At 72.8% G+C, this 4104-nt stretch carries 7 protein-coding genes; 4 read left to right on the forward strand and 3 right to left on the reverse strand.

Going from position 1 to position 4104, the window contains the following annotated elements:
• Both H5J29_RS23380 and H5J29_RS23385 read left to right on the forward strand, forming a co-directional pair.
• The coding region (locus H5J29_RS23380) for an immunoglobulin domain-containing protein (protein WP_220187821.1) at positions 1-186 on the forward strand (186 nt) is incomplete at its 5' end.
• Positions 183-725: a GNAT family N-acetyltransferase gene (locus H5J29_RS23385; protein ID WP_181783188.1), complete on the forward strand. Its 543-nt coding sequence runs from the start codon at positions 183-185 to the stop codon at positions 723-725. The genes H5J29_RS23380 and H5J29_RS23385, both read left to right, overlap by 4 nt.
• Here H5J29_RS23385 and H5J29_RS23390 read toward each other — a convergent pair.
• The 3 genes from H5J29_RS23390 to H5J29_RS23400 all read right to left on the reverse strand — a co-directional run bounded on the left by H5J29_RS23390 (position 718) and on the right by H5J29_RS23400 (position 2876).
• Positions 718-1269 carry a dihydrofolate reductase family protein gene (locus H5J29_RS23390; RefSeq protein WP_181783189.1) on the reverse strand — a complete coding sequence of 184 codons (552 nt, stop codon included), beginning with the start codon at positions 1267-1269 and terminating at the stop codon, positions 718-720. The two genes, H5J29_RS23385 and H5J29_RS23390, sit on opposite strands and share 8 nt — an antisense overlap.
• A 100-nt stretch (positions 1270-1369) precedes the next feature.
• Positions 1370-2077 (reverse strand): TetR/AcrR family transcriptional regulator, encoded by a 708-nt coding sequence (locus H5J29_RS23395; RefSeq protein WP_312858368.1) that lies wholly within the window; start codon positions 2075-2077, stop codon positions 1370-1372.
• Positions 2078-2141: 64 nt separating this feature from the next.
• Positions 2142-2876, reverse strand: coding sequence for a maleylpyruvate isomerase family mycothiol-dependent enzyme (locus tag H5J29_RS23400; RefSeq protein ID WP_181783190.1), 735 nt, complete (start codon positions 2874-2876; stop codon positions 2142-2144).
• A 67-nt stretch (positions 2877-2943) separates the two neighbouring features.
• Between H5J29_RS23400 and H5J29_RS23405 the strand changes: the two genes are divergently transcribed.
• Both H5J29_RS23405 and H5J29_RS23410 read left to right on the forward strand, forming a co-directional pair.
• Positions 2944-3237, forward strand: a complete 294-nt coding sequence (locus H5J29_RS23405; RefSeq protein ID WP_181783191.1) for a hypothetical protein — start codon at positions 2944-2946, stop codon at positions 3235-3237.
• A 375-nt stretch (positions 3238-3612) separates the two neighbouring features.
• On the forward strand, positions 3613-4104 hold a 492-nt coding region (locus tag H5J29_RS23410), incomplete at its 3' end, for an ABC transporter transmembrane domain-containing protein (RefSeq protein WP_246394183.1).

Genomic DNA, 4104 nt, shown 5'->3' on the forward strand with positions numbered 1-4104 from the left:
CGTGCTGCCGTCGGCGCGCCCCCGCCCGACCTGAGCTGGACCAAGCTCGGCGGGCCCCTGTTCGGCAACCTGATCGCCACCCTGCTCGTCGCCGACCGGCGGGCCGAGGTGGTCTTCGAGCAGCCCCGGTCGGCCGCCGCCTTGGACGAGCTGGCCCGCTACCCCCTCACCGAGGAGGCCTCATGAGCTCGCTGGGACACGCCGTCCGCGAGGACGCGACGGACGACTCCGGCGCGCTCGCCGGCCAGACCGTCGTCCTGCGTCCGACGGAGCCGCGGCACGCCGAGGAGTTCCTGGCGATCCTGCGCAGCCCCGAGGTCGAGCGATGGTGGCCGGACTACGACCTCGACCGGGTCCGGGCGGAGCTCATCGGCCAGCAGCGCTTCGCCGTCGAGGCCTTCCGCCGGACCGTCGGACTGATCATGTTCGACGAGGAGGAGGACCCCCAGTACCGGCACGCGGGGATCGACGTGGCGCTCGCGCCCTCGGCACACGGCCAGGGACTGGGTGCCGACGCCGTCCGCACGCTGGCCCGGCACCTGTTCACCGACCGCGGCCACCACCGGATCGCGATCGACCCGGCGGCGGCGAACGTGCGCGCGATCCGCAGCTACGAGCGGGTGGGGTTCAAGCCGGTCGGGGTCCTGCGGGCCTACGAGCGCGGAGCCGACGGCTCCTGGCACGACGGGCTGCTGATGGACCTCCTCGTCGGCGACCTCAGGTAGCGGCGGGCCCGTAGGTCAGCTGCGTGACGCCGTTGTCGAACTGTCGGGCGTTCAGCAGCGTGAGCGGGGTGCGCGGCCCACCCTGCGGGAACAGCCTGATGCCCTCCCCCACCGCGACCGGGTAGACGAGCAGGTGCAGCTCGTCGACCAGCCCGTCGGCGAGCAGGGCCCGGACCAGGGTGGCGCTGCCGGAGACGTACAGGTCACCGGGGCTCGCCTGCTTCAGGTCCTTGATCTTCGCGGCGTCGTACCCGCCGAGGATCTCGGTGTTGTTCCACTCCCCGCTCTCCAACGTGGACGTGACCACGTACTTCGGCGACTCGTTGAAGAACGGGGCACCCGGGTCGTCCTCCACCGTGCGGGAGGACCAGGCGGGCGTGAACATCTCGTAGGTGGTGCGGCCCAGGAGGATCCCGGAGCAGCTGCCGGTGATCTCGGCCAGCGCGTCCCCGAGCTCGTCGGTGAACGCGTAGTCCATCGTCCACATCGGGGCGTCGACGACGCCGTCGACCGTGGTGAACTCGTGGACCTTGATGATGCCCATCGTGGGTGCTCCCTACCGTGTCGTTCGTCGAGTCGCACGGTGGACCGGCGGCCCGACCGGAACTCATCGCCTGAGGCGGGGGTCGATCCTGCCGGCGGGCTCAGCCCGGTCGGTCGGCGAGGGCGACCAACCCGCCGACCAGCAGCTCCAGCCCGAACCGGAAGCGCTCCTCGTCGGACCCGACGGCGAGGAGGGGCAGCAGCGACACGACGTTCGGGAAGCGGTCCGCGGGCAGCCCGGCGACGAGCTCGCGCAGGTCCATCTCGTCCGGCGCCGTGGGGTCACGACCCTCCCGGCGCCGCGCCTCCATCGAGCCCTCCACCGCGCTCGCGGTGACGAACAGCCCCACGACGTCCACCGCCCAGGCCACCGCCTGCTCGGGCACCCCGCCCATCCGGAGCAGGGTGACCGTGACCTCGGCGACGGCCAGGGCGTTCGGTCCGAGCGGGATCGAGCCCAGCGAGGTCCGGGCGATGTCGCGGTGGCGCAGCAGGGTGGCCCGCGAGTCGACCCAGAGCTGGGTGACCTGCTCCCGCCAGCGCTCCGGGTCCGGCTCCGGCAGCGGGATGTCCCCCGCGACCTCGTCGTACAGGAGCTCGATCAGCTCCTCCTTGTGCGCGACGTGCGCGTACAGCGACGCGGGCCCGGTCGACAGCTCCGTGGCGACCCGCCGCATGGAGACGCCGTCCACGCCGTCCTTGCGCAGCACGTCCATCGCCGCCTCGACGATCACCTCGCGGGAGAGCGAGCGACGGAAGGGCGACGTGCGCGAGCTGCGCCAGGGGAGGTCGGGCATGTCCTCGGGCACGCCGCCATCGTAGTGGAATCGAACACCGTTCGAGGGAGATCACGTGGCGCAGGCGGCGCCGGTGCTAGTAGGGGGTCGCCTCGAGGAAGGTCCGCACGGCCGCCGGCTCGCCGAAGAGCTCCAGGCGCGGGTCGTCGAGGGGCACCCGGCGGAGCAGGGCGAGGTAGAGCAGGGCGGCAGGGCCGCGGACCGCCGCGGTGCCCTTCGCGTGCCCGTGCTCCCAGGCGATCCCGGCCGCGTCCGGACGGAGGGTCCACTCCCCCTCCACGTCCGTGGCGTGCAGGTGCAGCGTGACGTCCGCCGGGAGGAGCGGCCCGCCCCGGGCGACGAGCAGGTCCAGCCACTCCGACAGCCCGTCGGCGCCGAGGGCGGGATCGAGGTCGACGTCTCGGCCCAGCCCGATGAGCACGTCCGCGCGGTGGGCGGTCTCCTCGTGCAGCCGCCTGCGGATCCACCACGCGGCGGGCTTCGGCCCGGTGAAGGTCCAGACCGGCACCTCCGGCCCCGTCGCGTCGATGGCGGTGAGCACGGCCTGGGCGCTGTCGGTCAGCCAGCGCACGGTGCCCGACAGGTCCGCGGGCGGCTTCCCGCCCGGCACCTCCCGCGGGTCGAGCCCCTCCGTGGCGCGCTCGGTGATCATCGTGGCGGCCCAGCGGTGCCCGCGGCCGACATGGCGCAGCAGCTTCGTCAGGTCCCATCCGGGGCAGGTGGGGATCGCGGTGGCGTGGTCGACGGTGCCGACCAGCTCCGCCAGCCGTGCGTTCTCGGCGACGAGCGCCGCGCGGACGTCGAGGGTCATGGACGGAACCTAACCCGTCACACCCGCGGTCGGCATGGACGGCGGACGAGCGGGGTAAGAGGACAGCATGGCGGGTGAACACCGGGACTGGACACGACACGGCCCAGGAAGGTCCCTGCTGTGGTGGCCGTTCTGTTCGTTCGCCCTGATGGCCCTGTTCCCCGACGCCGGCATCCTGCCGATCGTCGCCTCGGGCGCCGGTCTGGCACTGCTCGGACTGCTCGGCGCGCTCGGCGCGCGGATGGTCGGCAGGTGGATCCGGCAGCGCCGACCCTCGGCCCTCACCGCGGGCGCGGCCGACGTCAGGGGCGCGGTCGTGCCCGGCACCCTCGTCGAGGAGGTGGAGACCCGCGCCGCCTGACGTGACCGCTCTCACTCCCAGCACGAGCAATTTCGTCGATTCTCGTTGTCTCCTCTCCTTAACTCGATCGAGTGGGGAATGTCCGGAAATCGCAACCCGGACACCGTGGACTTCTTTGTGCGGTATACGCGGGCGTCCTCACGCACCGCGTGTCACTGAAGGAGAAGACATATGGATCCCTCTGCGGGGCTCCCCCTCCCCGGCGGCCCCACGCCGCCGAGGAAGCGGGACACCAGGCGTTCCGGGCCGAGGAAGACGTCGGCGCCGAAGCACTGACCGCAGAGCCATGCGTCCGGTGGTGGTCCCTCCCGAGCTGCGACGGGAGGGGCCATCCACCCTCCGGAGGTCCACTCGAGAGCCTGGAGGCCTGCGAGGATGTCGACCCCCACCGCCCGGCACCGCGCCACGCGCCGTGCCGATCCCGAAGCGCTCGACGCGGGCCGCCCGGCCGAGGCGCCGCGGCAGGCCGTCCGACAGATCTTTCGGCGATTCCGGCCCTACACCGCGGGATTCCGCGGTCGAATCGCGCTCGGACTCGTCCTCGCGGTACTGAGCCCGCTCCCCGTCGTCGCGAGCCTGTGGCTGTTCGCGGTCCTCGTCGACGACGTGCTCACCCCCGGCGCGACGGCGTCGCTGCCGTGGGTCGCCGGCGCGATTCTCGCGGTCACGCTCCTCGGCGCGATCCTGGACCTCCTCCGCTCCGCGGTCTCGGCCTGGACCGCCGAGCAGTACGTGCTCGCGCTCCGCACCTCCGTGTTCGCGCACCTGCACCGGCTCTCGCCCGGCTTCTTCGAGCGCCGCCCGTTGGGCGACGTGCTGTCGCGGCTCGGCGCGGACGTCGAGGCGGTCGAGCGGCTCGTGCTGACC

It is taken from the genome of Pseudonocardia pini (genome assembly GCF_013870575.1).
GTDB lineage: Bacteria > Actinomycetota > Actinomycetes > Mycobacteriales > Pseudonocardiaceae > Pseudonocardia > Pseudonocardia pini.

Coding starts and splice junctions, on each gene's coding strand:
- H5J29_RS23385 (WP_181783188.1), top strand. CDS start 183: ATGAGCTCGCTGGGACACGCCGTCCGCGAGGACGCGACGGACGACTCC.
- H5J29_RS23390 (WP_181783189.1), bottom strand. CDS start 1,269: ATGGGCATCATCAAGGTCCACGAGTTCACCACGGTCGACGGCGTCGTC.
- H5J29_RS23400 (WP_181783190.1), bottom strand. CDS start 2,876: ATGACCCTCGACGTCCGCGCGGCGCTCGTCGCCGAGAACGCACGGCTG.
- H5J29_RS23405 (WP_181783191.1), top strand. CDS start 2,944: ATGGCGGGTGAACACCGGGACTGGACACGACACGGCCCAGGAAGGTCC.